Origin of the sequence: Neorhizobium tunisiense (genome assembly GCF_039631515.1) — a bacterium.
Taxonomy (GTDB): Bacteria; Pseudomonadota; Alphaproteobacteria; order Rhizobiales; family Rhizobiaceae; genus Neorhizobium.
In genome coordinates this window covers 1289352-1305195 of record NZ_JBDIUU010000001.1, presented here as the reverse complement: position 1 = coordinate 1305195, position 15844 = coordinate 1289352, and the positions used below count along the sequence as shown (strand labels likewise).

Annotated in this window: 15 protein-coding genes; 7 read left to right on the top strand and 8 right to left on the bottom strand. The window is 61.1% G+C overall.

What is annotated here, in order from left to right; translation table 11 throughout:
• Window positions 1–77 precede the first annotated feature (77 nt).
• Genes ABCW43_RS07000 through ABCW43_RS06975 form a run of 6 tightly spaced genes read left to right on the top strand, consistent with a single transcriptional unit; the run spans window position 78 to window position 6387 of the window.
• Window positions 78–965 (top strand): carbohydrate ABC transporter permease, encoded by an 888-nt coding sequence (locus ABCW43_RS07000; RefSeq protein WP_345922716.1) that lies wholly within the window; start codon window positions 78–80, stop codon window positions 963–965.
• On the top strand, window positions 962–1855 hold the full coding sequence (locus tag ABCW43_RS06995; RefSeq protein WP_345922715.1) for a carbohydrate ABC transporter permease: 894 nt from the start codon (window positions 962–964) through the stop codon (window positions 1853–1855). Before ABCW43_RS07000 ends, ABCW43_RS06995 begins: the two co-directional genes overlap by 4 nt.
• A gap of 2 nt (window positions 1856–1857) precedes the next feature.
• Complete coding sequence (locus ABCW43_RS06990; protein WP_345922714.1) at window positions 1858–3090, top strand: AGE family epimerase/isomerase; 1233 nt, start codon at window positions 1858–1860, stop codon at window positions 3088–3090.
• Window positions 3091–3094: 4 nt separating this feature from the next.
• Window positions 3095–4162 (top strand): ABC transporter ATP-binding protein, encoded by a 1068-nt coding sequence (locus ABCW43_RS06985; protein WP_345922713.1) that lies wholly within the window; start codon window positions 3095–3097, stop codon window positions 4160–4162.
• A 21-nt stretch (window positions 4163–4183) separates the two neighbouring features.
• Window positions 4184–5359, top strand: a complete 1176-nt coding sequence (gene uxuA / locus ABCW43_RS06980; RefSeq protein WP_345922712.1) for a mannonate dehydratase — start codon at window positions 4184–4186, stop codon at window positions 5357–5359.
• Window positions 5360–5385: 26 nt separating this feature from the next.
• On the top strand, window positions 5386–6387 hold the full coding sequence (locus ABCW43_RS06975; protein ID WP_345922711.1) for a Gfo/Idh/MocA family protein: 1002 nt from the start codon (window positions 5386–5388) through the stop codon (window positions 6385–6387).
• Window positions 6388–6393: 6 nt separating this feature from the next.
• Here ABCW43_RS06975 and ABCW43_RS06970 read toward each other — a convergent pair whose 3' ends face one another.
• The 5 genes from ABCW43_RS06970 to ABCW43_RS06950 all read right to left on the bottom strand — a co-directional run bounded on the left by ABCW43_RS06970 (window position 6394) and on the right by ABCW43_RS06950 (window position 12560).
• The gene (locus ABCW43_RS06970) at window positions 6394–6708 is read right to left on the bottom strand and encodes a BrnA antitoxin family protein (RefSeq protein WP_345922710.1); all 315 of its coding nucleotides are present in this window, start codon (window positions 6706–6708) and stop codon (window positions 6394–6396) included.
• Complete coding sequence (locus ABCW43_RS06965) at window positions 6705–6953, bottom strand: BrnT family toxin (RefSeq protein ID WP_345922709.1); 249 nt, start codon at window positions 6951–6953, stop codon at window positions 6705–6707. Before ABCW43_RS06965 ends, ABCW43_RS06970 begins: the two co-directional genes overlap by 4 nt.
• A gap of 89 nt (window positions 6954–7042) precedes the next feature.
• Window positions 7043–8143 carry a 3,4-dihydroxy-2-butanone-4-phosphate synthase gene (gene ribB, locus ABCW43_RS06960; RefSeq protein WP_345922708.1) on the bottom strand — a complete coding sequence of 367 codons (1101 nt, stop codon included), beginning with the start codon at window positions 8141–8143 and terminating at the stop codon, window positions 7043–7045.
• 12 nt (window positions 8144–8155) lie between these two features.
• On the bottom strand, window positions 8156–9268 hold the full coding sequence (aroC, locus tag ABCW43_RS06955; RefSeq protein ID WP_345922707.1) for a chorismate synthase: 1113 nt from the start codon (window positions 9266–9268) through the stop codon (window positions 8156–8158).
• Between the two features lie 133 nt (window positions 9269–9401).
• Complete coding sequence (locus tag ABCW43_RS06950; RefSeq protein ID WP_345922706.1) at window positions 9402–12560, bottom strand: bifunctional diguanylate cyclase/phosphodiesterase; 3159 nt, start codon at window positions 12558–12560, stop codon at window positions 9402–9404.
• Between the two features lie 299 nt (window positions 12561–12859).
• Here ABCW43_RS06950 and ABCW43_RS06945 point away from each other — a divergent pair, with 299 nt between their 5' ends.
• Entirely contained in the window at window positions 12860–13120 is a 261-nt protein-coding gene (locus ABCW43_RS06945) for a DUF1344 domain-containing protein (RefSeq protein ID WP_037084286.1), read from the top strand.
• A gap of 56 nt (window positions 13121–13176) precedes the next feature.
• Here the strand turns inward: ABCW43_RS06945 and ABCW43_RS06940 are convergent, their stop codons facing one another.
• From ABCW43_RS06940 to ABCW43_RS06930, 3 genes are all read right to left on the bottom strand, one after another.
• Entirely contained in the window at window positions 13177–13764 is a 588-nt protein-coding gene (locus ABCW43_RS06940) for a histidine phosphatase family protein (protein WP_345922705.1), read from the bottom strand.
• A gap of 22 nt (window positions 13765–13786) precedes the next feature.
• Window positions 13787–14605 (bottom strand): enoyl-ACP reductase FabI, encoded by an 819-nt coding sequence (gene fabI, locus ABCW43_RS06935; RefSeq protein ID WP_345922704.1) that lies wholly within the window; start codon window positions 14603–14605, stop codon window positions 13787–13789.
• A 220-nt stretch (window positions 14606–14825) separates the two neighbouring features.
• Window positions 14826–15572: a glycosyltransferase family protein gene (locus ABCW43_RS06930; RefSeq protein WP_345922703.1), complete on the bottom strand. Its 747-nt coding sequence runs from the start codon at window positions 15570–15572 to the stop codon at window positions 14826–14828.
• Between the last annotated feature and the right edge of the window lie 272 nt (window positions 15573–15844).

The window sequence follows — 15844 nt, the reverse complement described above, 5'->3', positions numbered from 1 at the left end:
TGCTCCGGGCACTTTAACGGGGATCCTGGGTCCGACCCGCGCCGCGGCCGAACCCTGCTGTCTACAGGCCAAACTTTATGGTGAAGCGCAAAAGATGGATTTTTGCGATCCTTGCGATCTTGCCGACCCTGGCAATCTTTGCCTATGTCCGGCTTTATCCGATCGCCGACACGCTGAGGCTCAGCCTTTTCAAATGGGACATCCTGTCGAAGAACAAGCCCTTCGTCGGCCTCGCCAATTTTCGCGAGCTGATGGGCGACCACCTGTTCCTCGATGCGCTGGTCAATACCACGATCATCGCCTTCGGGGTGCTGATCCTGACCATCCCGATGGCGCTGATCATCGCCGCGCTGATCTTTCACCGCACCCGCTCGCGGATGGCCGGCTTTTACGAGACCGCGATCTTCATTCCGCATGTCGTGTCGCTGGTTCCCGCCGCCATGGCCTGGAAATGGATATTTGATGCCCGCCTCGGCCCGCTCAATGCGCTTTTGACCTTCTTCGGCATCCCGGCGCAATCCTGGCTGTTCGATCCGGTCCTGTCGGTCATCTGCATCATCGTGCTCTGCTCCTGGCAGGCGCTGGGTTATGCGGTGCTGATCTATATCGTCGGTTTCAAGAACCTGCCGGTCTCGCTTTATGAAGCGGCCAAGCTCGACGGCGCTTCCGGCCCGCAGAGCTTCTGGTACCTGTCGATCCCGATGCTGAAGCCGATCACCCTCTATGTCTCGGTCGTGACGCTCGTCTCCGGCTTCAACGTTTACGCCCAGGCCTTCGTGCTGGCATCCGATGCGCAAGGCGCGCCGGGGCGGCAGGTACGGGTGCTGGTTCTCGATATGCTGGAAAACAGCTTCCGCAATTACCGCGTCGGTTACGCGGCATCCGAAGCCGTCGTGCTTCTGGTCATCGTTCTGGCGCTGACGCTCATCCAGTTCTCGACGCTGCGGGAAAGGGGCAAGGCATGACCGCCGATTCCGTGAACTATATTGAACCCACCGCTGAAGAGCTTGCCGAGGGCGTTCGCCTGCGCCGCAAGAAGCGGGTGATGAACTTCGCGATCGACGTCTTCCTGATCGTCGTCTCGATCCTGATGCTGCTGCCGCTGGTCTTCCTGGTGGCCAACGCCTTCAAGACCCCGGCGGAAATGCTCAGCTGGCCGCCGACCATCATCCCGCGCGACCCGACGATTGCCAATTTCTCCGCCGTGCTCGGCGAAACGCCGCTCCTGCGCTGGATCGGCAACAGCATCGCCTTTGCCGTCATGTCGACGGTCGCCATCGTTGCCACCTCGGCGATCGCCGGTTACATCTTCGGCAAATTCCGCTTCCGGACGCTGAACATCCTGTTCGCGCTCTTCCTCGCAACCGCCATCGTGCCGTTCGAGGTCTACATGATCCCGCTCTATTTCCAGGCAAAAAGCCTCGGCATCCTCAATTCCGTCTGGGGCCTGCTGCTCGGTTACCTGGTGATGAGTTTCGGCATCTTCCTGATCCGCCAGAACGTCATTCATTCGATCCCCGACGAACTGCTGGAAGCGGCCCGCATCGACGGCGCAGGCGAATTCTGGATTTTCCTGCATATCGTTTTGCCGCTCTTGCGCGGCGCTTTGGGCGCACTCGCCGTGCTCGCCTTCTTCCAGGCCTGGACCGCCTTCGCTTGGCCGATGATCGTCGCGACGACCCGCACCAGCTACACGATCGAGGTGGGCCTGGCGCTGTTCCAGACCGGCTTCACGGTCGATCTCGGCCGCTTGAGCGCCGCCTCCGCCACCGTCCTCATTCCGTCCATCCTTCTGTTCGTCATCCTGCGCCGCAACTTCGTTCAGGGCGTCGCCAGCACCGGTCTCAAGGAGTGACGATGGCGATGGATTTCTTCGAGGACGCCCGCACCACCTATGCCGCGGCCAATGCAGGCACCCTCTACTGGATGCTGCAGCGGCCAATGCTCGGCGGCGGGTTTCTGAACACCAAGCAGAACAGCCTGACGCTCAAGGACTACAGTTCGGAGGATGGCATCCGTGGCCCGGATTACACCTATGGCTGGATCCAGGGGCGGGGGCTGGAAGCCTTGGTCGGACATGCGGAGTTCTTTGACGATGAATTGCCGCCCCTCGCCAAGAAGCTCGATACCGCCGGCCGCCGCCTCCACGACCTACTGGCTGCCTTGCAGAAGCCGGATGGCCATGCCTATTTCTGCTACGACCGCGATATGCAGGCCATCTATGCGGATCAGTCCAACGTGCTCCACGCTCAGGAAAAGCCGGCGCTGATCTACACCTATTCGGATGCCTTCGTGGCCAAGGGACTGGTGGCAGCCGCAAGCCGCTACGGCCTGCCGGATATCGCCGGTCACCTCGCCTATTTCGACCGTGTGATCACCGCCGTTGAAAGCGGCCGCTTCCAGATGGACGAACGCCGGCCGCTCTCGCTCCACAGCCTTGCCGTCCAGCCCGAAGATTTCGGCCCGCGGATGATTCTGCTCGGTGCCGCAGGCCCGCTGAAACGCGCCGGACACACGGTGCATCTCGCCTTTGCCGACCGTTTTATCGCCCATGTCATCGACAGGCATTACGACGCCGCGACCGGCTTATTGCGCAACGTGCCGGGCAAGGATCTATGCAATGTCGGCCACGGAATCGAGTTCGTCGGCTTCGCGCTCGACTATCTTGACGACACAGCCGATCCGGCGCTGATCGAAACGCTGGAACGCATCCTCGTCTCGTCCTTCCGCAAGGGCTTCGTCGGTCCGGGCATCACGCTCGCCGTCTCCATCGAGACTGGTGAGGCGCAGAGCCCCTATTGCCCGTGGTGGTCGCTGCCGGAAACCATCCGTTCGGCGGCCCTCGCCCACGAGCGCACCGGCAGCGCCGAGAGCCTCGACGTCTGGAAGACGGCGCATGCCGCGTTCTTCGAGCGCTACTGGCGCGGCTTGGCCCCGATCGCCTACCAGACCAAAACCAAGGACGGCCCCGTCGATTTTGTGCCCGCCACGCCGGATCTCGATCCCGGTTACCACACCGGCCTCAGCCTGCTCGCAGCCATTCACGCCGCAGATCGGTTGAAGCCCCAAACCCGAACAGTTTCAGGATAAATACATGGCTTCCGTTGAAATCCAGAACGTCCGCAAGGCCTATGGCGACCTCGAGACCATCAAGGGCGTGTCGGTCGATGTGCCGGATGGTGCTTTCGTCGTCCTCGTCGGTCCTTCCGGCTGCGGCAAGTCCACGCTGCTGCGGATGATCGCCGGGCTGGAGGATATCTCCGGTGGCACGATCCGCATCGACGGTCGCGTCATCAACGAGGTCGAGCCGAAGAACCGCGACATCGCCATGGTTTTTCAGAACTATGCGCTCTATCCGCATATGACGATCGCCGAGAACATGGGCTTTTCGCTCCGGCTCGCCAAGAAATCCAGGGAGGAGATCGCCGAGCGGGTCGCCGACGCGGCGCGTATCCTGGGGCTAACCGATTACCTCAAGCGTTACCCGAAACAGCTCTCCGGCGGCCAGCGCCAGCGCGTCGCCATGGGCCGCGCCATCGTCCGCAACCCCAAGGTTTTCCTCTTCGACGAACCGCTGTCCAACCTCGACGCCAAGCTGCGCGTGCAGATGCGTGCCGAGCTGAAGGACATCCACGCCCGCATCAAGACGACCACCGTCTACGTCACCCACGACCAGATCGAGGCAATGACGATGGCCGACCGGATCGTGGTGATGAGGGACGGCATCGTCGAGCAGGTCGGCGCGCCGCTGGAGCTCTACGACAAGCCGGTCAACACCTTCGTCGCCAGCTTCATCGGTTCACCCTCGATGAATTTCCTTTCCGGCAAGGTGGCCGAGGACCGCAAGTCCGTGCTGACCGGAAACGGCGTTCGCCTGCCGCTCGGCCCCGAGGCTTCCGCCCTGGCTGGCACCTCGGTCACCTACGGCATCCGGCCGGAACATCTCGCCATCGCCTCGGGGAACGAGGGCATTCCGATGACGGTGACGAATATCGAGCCGACCGGTTCGGAAACCTTCGTCCAGGGCAAAGTCGACGGCCAGAAGTTCTCGGCGCAGCTGCGCGAGCGGCTTTTCATCAAAACCGGCGAGGTGCTCAATCTGGCGCTTGCACCCACCAACAGCCATATCTTCGATGCCGCAACCGGCATGCGGCTCGGCTGACAAGCATAAGGTAGCAAGACAATGGAACAGACTTGGCGCTGGTTCGGACCGGACGATACGGTCAAGCTTTCGCATGTGAAACAGGCGGGTGCGACCGGCATCGTCAGCGCGCTGCATCACCTGAACGACGGCCGCGTCTGGCCCGACGACGAGATTTTGAAGCGCAAGGCGATCATCGAGGAGGCCGGGCTCGCCTGGTCGGTGGTAGAAAGCATCATCGTCCACGAGGACATCAAGACCCGCACCGGTCGTTACCGCGAGCTGATCGACAACTACAAGGCCTCGATCCGCGCGGTCGCCAAGGCCGGCATCAGAACGGTCTGCTACAATTTCATGGCGATCACCGATTGGACGCGCACCGATCTCGAATACGAGATGCCGCATGGCGGCACCGCGCTACGTTTCGATATCGTCGAATTCTGCGCCTATGACGTCTTCATCCTGAAGCGCCCCGGCGCCGAGGCCGATCATCCTGCCGATCGCATGGAGAAGGCCCAAGCTTGGCTGAAGACGGCGGGCGAGAGCGATCTCGCCCGGCTGGAGCGCAACCTGATTGAATGGGTGCCGGCCCGCGAATTCGTCTACGACCGGCAGAGCCTCAACCGTATGCTGGACATCTACAAGGAGCTTTCGGAGACGGGCTTCCGCGAAAACCTCTTCACTTTCCTGAACGAGATCGTCCCGGTCGCCGAAGAGGCCGGCGTAAAAATGGCGATCCATCCGGACGATCCGCCTTTCCCGCTCTTCGGCCTGCCGCGTGTCGTCTGCAAGGCTTCGGATGCGCGCGCGCTGCTCGCGGCCGCAAAGTCGCCGGCGAATGGCATCACGCTCTGCACCGGCTCCTACGGCGCCAATCCGGAAAACGATCTGGTCGCCATGGCCAGGGAATTTGGCCCCGACATCCATTTCGCCCACCTGCGCAACGTCACCAAGGAAGGGGACGGTTCCTTCCACGAAGCCGAGCATCTGGAGGGCGACACGGACATGGTGCGCGTGGTGATGGCGTTGATGGCCGAGGAAAAGCGTCGCAAGGCGGAAGGCCGCGCGGACTGGCAGATCCCGATGCGCCCGGACCACGGCCATGCGATCATCGACGACATAGGCAGACGCGTCAATCCCGGCTATTCCTGCATCGGACGGCTGAAGGGTCTGGCGGAACTGCGCGGTATCATGCGCACGCTGGAAGTTCTCGGCTGACAACAGATCTTGAGGGGGAGGAGACGATGCCGAAATTGAAAGTGGCGATGATCGGGCTCGGCATGGCCGCGGGGCACCATGCCCGCGCCCTGCTCGATCTTTCCGACCGGATCGAATGTGTCGCGGCCTTCAGCCAGACCACCACCCGGCGCGAGGCATTCGCGGCCGAATACCCGATCCCGGTGACCGGCGATCTCGATGCGATCTTCGCGGACGAGACGATCGAGGCTGTGCTGATCCTCACACCGCCGAGCAGCCACCTGGAACTCGTCCAGCGATGCGCCGCGGCGAAAAAGCATATCCTGTTGGAAAAGCCGCTCGACATTTCATTCGAGCGCTCGGAAGCGATCGTCCGCACCGCCAAGGACGCGGGCGTGCTTCTGGCCATGGTGTTGCAGAACCGTTTCCGATCAGCGGCTCTGAAACTCGACCAGATCGTCAGATCCGGCCGGCTGGGCCAGTTGATCGAGGCATCCGCCGCGATCCGCAACTGGCGCCCGCAGAGCTATTACGACGTCGAGGGTCGCGGCACGATGGCGCGAGACGGCGGCGGCGTGCTGCTGACCCAAGGCATCCACACGATCGACCTGCTCTTGAGCTTTGCCGGGACGCCGAAAGACGTCGCGTCCTTCGTCCGCACCAGCCCGATCCATTCGATGGAAACCGAAGACCTGGTGACGGCGGCGTTCGCTTTCGAAAACGGCGCGATCGGCACGCTGAACGCCACCACCTGCGCCTATCCCGGCCTGCCGGAACGCATCGAGCTGCTTGGCACGAAGGGTGCCGCGGTCTTCATGGGCGGCCGGCTAGAGGCGGCTTTCATGGACGGCACCAGCGTCACCGAAGGCGGCGAGAAATCCGGCAGCGGCGCGGGAGCCAATCCGATGGCCTTTGGCCACGAAATGCATCGGGCGCTGATCGGCAATTTCATCGATGCCATCCGCAACGGCCTGCCTCTCCGGGTCACCGGCGAGGATGCGCTCAAGGCTCACCGCTTCATTGCGGAAATCCTTGCCGCAAGCCGGTAGGCCGTCTCAGAGGCCGGCTGCCTTGCGCAGTTCCTCGGCCATCTTGGCACGCCACTCCTTGCCGGACGCCTTGAATTTATCGAGCACGTCCGGATCGAGTCTGAGCGTGACGGCCACCTTCGGCGCCTCCGCTTTCGGGCGGCCGCGGGCGGCGATGGCCTGTTCCATCTTTGCGGCCATTTCGGGGAAGACTTCCCGGAAGGGTCGCATGCTCGCCATCTCTTCGGCGGTCAGTGGCGGACTGTCGACAGCGTCCCAGTCCTCTTTGGTGTAACCGCGACCAGGGCGAAATTCTTTCTGTTTTTCATGTTTGATGTTCATTCGATCATGCTCCTCTCATCTTTTCGGGCAGGGCGCATCGAAATGACCGAGATTGCTTCCGAGCCGAGCGCCAGGAATATCACGACGATCGTTCCATCCCTCAGGCGGCCGACAGCTTTGGATCTCGCCTTTCTGGCAGGCGTGGTAACCGCCGTTGCGAAAAACTCGAAATAAAGATCGGCGAAATCGAGACCATGCTTCTCGAGATTCACGATCCTCTTCGTCTCGTCCCAAATGATCTTCAACTATTATCCGTACACGAAAAATCGCCGCCCGACAACGAGCGACGATGGAACGGTCCGAAACCTTTTGCAACCCTAAGGATTGAGGGTGGTCAGCAGATCACCGTTTCGGCGATCTTGATGCCGAAACCTTCTAGGCCGACATAGTGGCGTTCGCTGCGGGTCAGGAGCTTGATCGAGCTGACGCCGAGATCCTTGAGGATCTGGGCACCGAGGCCGATTTCCAGCCATTCGCTCTCGCGGGCCTGGGCCTCGGCATGGCCCTCCTGGTCCTGGCGCAGCTTGCGGCCATGATCCTTCTGGCCGACGCCGACCGAACCTTCGCGCAGGTAGATGATCACGCCGCGGCCCTCTTCCTCGATCTTCGCCATGTAACGATCGACCGAGCGCTGCGTGCCGAATACGTCGCGGGTGACGTTTTCGAGATGCAGGCGGACAGGAATATCGACGCCATCGCGGATGTCGCCGAAGATCACCGCCACGTGCTGCATCGGATCCCAGGGCAGGGAATAGGCATGCGCCTTTGCCTTGCCGTGCGGCGTCTCGACGTCAAAGGCCGTCTGCAGCTCGATCAGCGTTTCCTTGCGCTGGCGATAGGCGATCAGGTCGGCGACGGAAACCTGCTTCAGGCCGTGTTTGGCGGCAAAATCGGTGACCTGCTGGCCGCGCGTCACGGTGCCGTCGTCGTTGACGAGTTCGCAGATAACGCCGATTGGCGGCAGGCCGGCAAGCCTGCAGAGGTCGACCGCCGCTTCCGTATGGCCGGAGCGCATCAAGACGCCGCCTTCGCGGGCGATCAGAGGGAAGATGTGGCCGGGCCGCACGAAATCGCTCGCGCCGACATTCGGATTGGCGAGGTTGCGGACGGTGAGCGTCCGGTCCTCGGCGGAAATGCCGGTCGTCGTGCCGTGCTTGAAGTCGACGGTGACGGTGAAGGCCGTCGTATGGGCGCTGTCGTTTTCCGCCACCATGGCGTTGAGGTTGAGGCGCTTGGCCTCCTCGCGCGGCATCGGCGCGCAGACGATGCCGGACGTGTGGCGCACGATGAATGCCATCTTGTCCGGCGTGCAGTGGACTGCGGCGACGATCAGGTCGCCTTCGTTCTCGCGGTCGTCGTCATCGGTGACGACGACGATTTCGCCGGCTTCGAAGGCGCGGAGGGCGTCGACGACGCGCTTCTGATCATAGGCCATGGCTGTCGTTTCCTAGAGATGTCGTCCGGAGTGACTGTGACCCGTCTGGGCCCGGTCGCGGAGATAGTGATCGGCAATCGCGCATGCAACCATCGCCTCTCCGATCGGCACAGCGCGGATGCCGACGCAGGGGTCGTGGCGGCCCTTGGTGCGCACCTCGACATTGTTGCCATCGACGTCGATCGAGCGCTGCTCGGTCAGGATGGAGGATGTCGGCTTGATCGCGAAGCGGGCGACCACCGCCTCGCCGGTCGAGATGCCGCCGAGAATACCGCCTGCGTGGTTGGAAAGGAAGATGCGCTTGCCATCATTGCCCATGCGCATCTCGTCGGCATCTTCCTCGCCGGAAAGTTCCGCGGCACCGAAACCGTCGCCGATCTCGACGCCCTTGACGGCGTTGATCGACATCAGCAGGCCGGCGATATCCTGGTCGAGCTTGCCATAGACCGGCGCGCCGAGGCCGGCGGGCACGCCTTCGGCGATCACCTCCACCACGGCACCGATCGACGACCCGGCCTTGCGGATGCCGTCGAGATAATCTTCCCAGACCGGCACCATCGCCGCATCCGGGCAGAAGAACGGGTTCTGGCCGACCTGGTCCCAATCCCAGTTGGCGCGGTCTATTCTGTGCTTGCCGATCTGGACCAGCGCGGCGCGGACATTGAGGCCGGGCACGACCTTGCGGGCAAGCGCGCCTGCGGCGACACGGGCCGCCGTCTCGCGGGCGGAAGAACGGCCGCCGCCGCGATAGTCGCGGATGCCGTATTTCACGTCATAGGTATAGTCCGCATGGCCGGGGCGGTAGCGGCGGGCGATCTCGCCGTAATCCTTGGAGCGCTGGTCGGTGTTCTCGATCAGCATCGAGATCGGCGTGCCGGTCGAGATCATCGTCTCGCCGTCGGCATCCATCATCACGCCGGAGAGCACCTTGACGATATCGTCCTCGCGCCGCTGCGTCACGAAGCGCGACTGGCCGGGCTTGCGCTTGTCCATCCAGGCCTGGATTTCCGCCAGCGTGAAGCGGATACCGGGCGGGCAGCCGTCAACGACGCAGCCGAGTGCCGGACCATGACTTTCACCCCAGGTGGTGACGCGGAAAAGATGACCGAACGTGTTGTGCGACATGGCGTTACAAGACCAGCTGTGGCGGAGTTGGCCTTTCGCCAACTTCTGACGCGGCTGTCATATGGAAAAGGTTGCCGGGCGACAAGTGTTTCTTGGCGGAACGGTCGCGCCGGAATGGTGAACAATGCCGGCTCTAGGCGGCCTTACGCCAGCCAGCATGCGCAGCCTGGGTGAAATCGTTGAAGGAAAGCGGCCGGGCGAAGGCGTAGCCCTGCAAGAGATCGCAGCCGAGTTCGCGCAAAAGGCTTGCATGCTGCATGGTCTCGACCCCCTCCGCCACTGTTTCGACGCCGAGCGAGCGGGCGATGTCGATGATCGAGCGCACCAGCGCCCGTTCCTGCGGCGAGGACAGGATCGGCATGACGAGCTGGCGGTCGATCTTCAGCCGTTTCGGCTTCAGCTTCAGAAGGCTGACGATCGAGGTATGTCCGGTGCCGAAATCGTCGATCTCGATATCGATGCCGAGTTCCTTGATCCGCTCGAGATTGCTGGCCGCCGATGCTTCGCTCTCGTCGAGGAAAATCGATTCCACCAGTTCGAATGAGATTTCGCCGGGCGTGATCGCCAGCGTCTGCAGCGTGTCGATCAGCGTCTCGTCATGCAGGCGCTTCGCAGAAACGTTGACGGACACTTTCGGTACTCGAATGCCGAGCGCCGCCCAGCGCATCTTGTCCTTCAGTACCGTCTGGAGCACGATATGGTCGAGCGCGGCCGAGACGTTCAGATCCTCGGCAATCTTCAGGAACCGGTCAGGCGGGAGAATCCCGTGATGCGGATGGTTCCAGCGGATCAGCGCCTCGACGCCGGTGAGCTGGTTGGTGCGGGCATCGAACTGCGGCTGGTAGAAGGTGATGAATTCGTCATTGTCGATGCCGGCCAGCACCTCGTCGGCGGTGCGCTTGTGGCTGACGATTTCGGCCTGCAGGTTCTGCGTGAAGAACTCGTGTCGGTTGCGGCCCATGCCTTTCGCCCGGTAGAGCGCGATATCGGCATTGACGAGCGTGCGGCGGGCATCGACATTCATGCCGCTTGCCTGGGCGATGCCGATGGATACGCCGCAGCGGCAGGCGAAACCTTCGAAATCGATCGGCTGGTGGAATTCCGCGATGATGCGCTGGGCGAGCTGGCCTATCTCTTCGGCGCTGGAATTGCCGGTGGCGAGGATCACGAATTCGTCGCCGCCGATACGTGCGACGATATCGCTGCCGCGGACGTTGCGCGACAGGATGCGCGAGGCGTGCACGAGCATTGCGTCACCCGCGGCGTGGCCGAGCGTGTCGTTGATCTGCTTGAAACGGTCGAGATCGAGATGCAGGATCGAGAACTTCTGGCGCTCGTTATGGCTGGAGCGCGACAGCCGGTCGAGTTCCATGTCCAGCTTGCGGCGGTTGGCCAGCAGTGTCAGCGGGTCATGCAGGGAATTGTGCTCGATGCGGCTTTTGGCGAGCTCGAGTTCGGCGTTTTTGGCATCGGCCTCGTCCTTGGCAGCCTTGAGTTCGCTGGTCAGGATGGCGTCCTGGGTGACGTCGAAGGCGATGCCCACCACCTTCTTGGACCCGTCACGTGTCGTATGCACCTTGCCGATGGAGCGGATGTAGCGGATCGAGCCGTCCGGCTGGGGCACGCGCACGACCAGCGCATCCGGCCGGAAGTTCTCCGTGAAATGATAGGAGCTGAGTTTGGCAAGTTCCCGGTCGTCCGGATGGATGAGCTCGATCCAGTCATCGACCCGGACGAAGCCGTCGGTGAAGGGGATGCCGTGCAACTGGCACATGCGGGCATCCCAGGTATCGACCCGGGTTGCCGGGTTCGACTCCCAGATGCCGCAATTATAGGAGTCGAGCGCGAGGTCGAGCTTGGTCGACAGCTCTTCCAGGTCCTGCTCGCGGTTCGACAGCTCATCGAGCGCCAGCTCCAGTTCGGCGTTCTTGATGTCGGTATTTTCCTTGGCGTTGCGCAGGGTCTGGGTCATCACAACGTCGCCGGTGACGTCCCAGACAATCCCGGTGGTGCGCAGCGTACCGTCGGCATTGCGATAGTTCGCACCCGCCGACCTCAGGTATCGCAGCGTGCCGTCCGGCAACTGCACCCGATAGGTCTCGCTGCAGGGCGTGTTGCTGGAGGCGCAGTCGAGGAAATGCGTCTCCGCGGCCGTCCGATCGGGCGCATAGATCGATCCGAGCCAGTCGTAGAGACGATTGCCCTCGCTGGCCGCCGGCTTGTCGTGCAGCCCGGCGGCTCGGCTGTCCCAGAACAGACTGTTGCTGTTGCCCGTCACCTCCCAGATGCCGATATTGGAGGCTTCCATGGCAAGATTGAAGCGTTGCGACAGCTCGATGAGATTGAGTTCACGCGCCTTCAGCGCGTCGATATTGCGGTTGCGCTCCGAGATCAGTGAGGTGGCGATGAAGATCGGCACGATCACCGCGAGTGCGGCAATCACGAGGGCGAGGCGGATCCCGAGCTGATTGGGCGGCACGATGTCCCAGCCGGAACGAGGGGCGGCGAGAAGCGTCCAGTTGGCACCACTGATCGGCACCGTCCATTTCATCGGAGACTGGTCCTCGATGGAATCATTGCCGAAGAAGGCGAAATATTCCGGCCGATCCACGTCCCGTAGGACGACGTTAAGCCACTCGAGATTGATCAGGTTCGGTTTCGTCGCGGTGGCGGGGGAGAAGGTGACGCCGGAAGCTTCCATCAGGCCATGCTTGTCGATCAGCACGGCGATGGCGCCCCACAGGTCGGTGCCGTCCTCTTCCTTCGGCACCGGCACGACCAAGGTCAGGTGTTCCTCCTGGCTGCCGCTCAGCAGGGATACACGGTTGCGGCCGCTGACGGATTTCAAGTCTCTTGCAAGGCGCGGGATATCGATCTTGCCGACCTTGCTTGGCGTACCGTCGGCAATGCCGTCGCGGGTAATCAGCCGGGCAAACTCGAAATTGGGTGCGACCGCGACGCCGGAAAAATGCGTCGCCTCGCCAAGTTCCTTGTCGACGTAATGCTTGAACCCATCAACCGAGCCCTCGGCGTCTTCCCTCAGGGCATGAGCCAGATGGCCGGCGGCAGCGGTGTCGGTCTCCACGCGTGCAATGAGGCGCCGCGCCAGCAGGCCGGCAACATTTTCCGTCGTCGTCCGAAGCTCGCTGCGAAAACCCTCGATGTAACGTTGGTCGACGATCACACCGATCGAGATTACAGTAAGGGCGATGACGAATGCGATTGCCGTCGGAGCCTTGGTACTGCGCGCGAGGCGCAGTGATTTGGAACCGGACGACGGCCAGAATTTCACGAGCGCAAACCTTCTCATTAACCTCTGTGGCATGATCGAACAGCCTATGGGGCGGGGGTTAATTTACGCTTTCACCACACCCTACAAACTTTGGCGCGATTTATTGTACGAATACTTTGAATGGTTTGCGAGCGTGACCGGACTTGATCGCCGCGCAGCATCCGGGTCTTGGAAAAGCGTTAACTATCAGCTGATTACTTGTACGGAAAATGTCATGGTGCCGGGCGATTTTCGCCACAATCAGGAGGCTATCTGTGCGTCGAAACGAGACATAATCGACCTCATCAAGGCTTTCGACCATGCGCATCCTGATTGCTGCTCTGCTTGCCACGGCCAGCGTCTTTTCGCCCCTCAACAGTTGGGCGCAAAGTGCCGACGTCGAAGCCACGATCAAGGCCGTGGACGCGAAGGCGCTGAACTTCACGCTCGACGATGGAAAAACCTACAAGGTGCCCGAGGAGTTCAATTTCGAGGGCTTGAAGGCCGGCGTCAAAGTGCTCGTCTTCTACACGGTTGTCGATGGCAACCGCGTCGTCGACGATCTTCAGATCGTTCAGTAATATTGCGGAATTAGCGAAGTATAATTTAGAATATCTGCCGCGCCGCTTCAGCCCGATCAGAGCCATTCGATCCGGTTGTAGCGGGTATCGACCTCAAGGATGCGGTCCTGCGGGGTCGGAACGGTGGCCGCCTCGTCTTCATCGAGGTTTCCGATCAGCCGGAAGAGCGAGCGGATCACCCCGCCATGGCTGACGCAGACGGTCGGGCCGTCAAGGGATTGCAGCCAGGCGCCGATTCGCCAGCAGAGGATCTCATAGCTCTCGGCAGATGTGCCCGGCGGGATGAAACTCCACTTCTGCTCGGCCCGGGCGGTGAGCCGGTCCGGAGAAATGTGGCTGATCTCATCGAGCGTATAGCCTTCCCAGTCGCCGAAGGAGACTTCGATCAGTCGTTTGTCGGTCTTGTAGGCGAGGGGGTCGAGGCCCATGGCGGTGCGTAGCCGTTCCATGGTTTCGCGGGTCCGCGACAGCGGGCTGGCGACGAAGCTGAACCCCTCGGCCGCGCCGATCATCTCGCGCAGACGCTCGCCGTTCCGGGTCGCCTGGGAACGGCCGAGCGCATTGAGCGGAATATCCTGCTGGCCTTGTAGCCGGCCCTCGGCGTTCCAGTCCGTCTGCCCGTGGCGGATCATGTAGATGAGCACGGCAGACGTCCCTGGAAGAGCATCAGTCCTTGATGACCGAAATGTCCGGCGCATCGACCGCCTTCATGCCGACGACATGGTAACCGCTGTCGGCGTGATGGGTTTCGCCGGTGACGGAGCGCGACAGGTCGGACAGCATGTAGAGGCCGACATCGCCGACTTCCTCGATGGTGACGGTGCGGCGCAGCGGCGCATTGTATTCGTTCCACTTGAGGATGTAGCGGAAGTCGCCGATGCCGGAAGCGGCAAGCGTCTTGATCGGGCCGGCCGAAATCGCATTGACGCGGATGTTCTTCGGACCGAGATCGACGGCGAGATATTTGACGCTGGCTTCGAGCGCTGCCTTGGCGACGCCCATGACGTTGTAGTTCGGCATGACCTTTTCAGCACCATAATAGGTGAGGGTCAGCATTGAGCCGCCGTCGGTCATCAGCTTTTCCGCCCGCCTTGCGACGGATGTAAAGGAATAGACCGAGATCTGCATCGTCTTGGCGAAATTGTCCGCCGACGTATCGACGTAACGGCCTGTCAGTTCGTCCTTGTCGGAAAAGCCGATCGCATGCACCAGGAAGTCGATCTTGCCCCAGTGTTTTTCGAGATTGTCGAAGACCTCGTCGATGGTCGATTCGTCGCCGACGTCGCAATGGCCGGCCATGTAGGCCCCCAATTCGGCGGCGAGCGGCTCAACGCGCTTCTTGAGCGCATCGCCCTGGTAGGTGAAGGCAACTTCCCCGCCATGGCTGTGGATGGCCTTGGCAATGCCCCACGCGATCGAACGGTTGTTGGCAACGCCCATGATGAGACCGCGTTTGCCTGCCATGAGGCCGGAAGCCTGAACCATACATAGTCCCCTGATACCTTAGATGAACGCTGCCTATGACATAGGCAGGTCTAGGGTTCAAGCAGACTTGGATCATCTCGTGTTAGTGGCCGTAACAAAGGGTGCTTAGCGGTGAATACCGACGCAAAACTGTCATACTAGGAGGCTGGGCCAATAGTACGTAGATGCATCGTAGCCTCGCGTCATGAATGTTGGCTGCGGCCCCCAAAGTGAAAGCCAATCAATGTTTGGCTTTAGCGGATATGCCAATGACGCCGTAGCGCCAACATTCGTCTCGAAATGAGCGTCCTAGGGACAAGGCCTGCGGGAGATTTCGACCAATCCACGACTTCCCTTTTCCAAGATTGCTCTGCGATCCCTTCTGAACTGATAAACACGGATCCGTCACCAGGCACACCACGTCAGGATTCTGGCGTCGAAACAACGTGAGTGCTGCGTCGATGTACATTTTCCCGCCTTTTGGATCACCCGGAGGAGCCTTGAGCGTATAGTCAAGATATTCGGTCAGCCGCTGCATGACCGACCGATTAATTGCATAGCAATGTGCCCAAAGCAGGTCGCCGGTGAAGCGAGCAAGATCAGGCGTGACTCGAGTGGAGGTTCCCCCTTGTAGGGAGTGACCGATGTACAGAATATCCCATGGGGTTTTGGAAAGTTGATCGGCGATTGCGAGTTGTCGTTGTTTGAAACGCCGACTAAAAATTGCGTCGTCTTCCAGGATCAGAACTGTTGAGGCCCCTTCGCCTTTTGCTCTTGTGATGATGTCGAGATGGCTCAAAAAATTTCCGTAGACGCCGATCGATGGAAAACCAAAAGTGCCGTCGGGCTTTGGCGCATGAGGGATGGAGGCATCCTTGATGTTGTATCCACTCCGGGCCAATTCTCTGCTCAACGCACGAAAGCGGTCGGTCCGCTCAGGCAGGTGGATGATCTCAACTCGCTCAAAATACTCGAATAACGTTGTCATATACTGCGCCTACTTCAAAGCTGTCTTCTTGCATAGTTCAGAGGACAATATTTTGGTTTGAGGATGCCAAATATACTAGCTTCGAATCCGCCTACATCACGCCATACTTTGTTTTCTCGTTAGTAACTACCACCAGACCATGATTGGCTAGCGACTGAACCACTCGAATACACCGACGCTCGCCGATTTCGTGGTCGTGGCACGACAAGCCTGCGTTGTTTGGCGGCCAAGCCGGCAAGCCAATTGCGGCCTGGATATTGCCGGAGGATAGA